General features: G+C 69.0%; 1 pseudogene. It reads left to right on the top strand.

What is annotated here, in order from left to right:
- A pseudogene (locus J1778_RS24915) lies at positions 1-255 on the top strand (type VI secretion system Vgr family protein); the annotation flags it as partial.

The following is a 255-nucleotide window of genomic DNA, read 5'->3' as shown; positions in this document are numbered from 1 at the left end:
GCGAAGCGACCACGCCGCTTGACGCCAGCGCGCAGGTGCGAAGCGCCGCGCCGGTGACCGGAGAAAGCTACCTGTACGCCCGACCCTACCGCGAGGCCGGTGAGGACGTGGACGCCGCCGCTGAAACTGGCGCGTTCTACGCCCGCATCCGCCATGAACGTAAGCTGAATCATCAGTGCCGCATCTTTGCCCGCACCACCGGCAGCGGGCTGGCGCCGGGTCAGGTGCTGGAGCCGCAGGCCTATCCGTTCAGCG

Source organism: Rahnella bonaserana (assembly GCF_019049675.1).
GTDB classification, from domain to species: domain Bacteria; phylum Pseudomonadota; class Gammaproteobacteria; order Enterobacterales; family Enterobacteriaceae; genus Rahnella; species Rahnella bonaserana.
The sequence above is the reverse complement of the archived record's forward strand: the minus strand, read 5'-3'. Positions and strand labels throughout refer to the sequence as shown.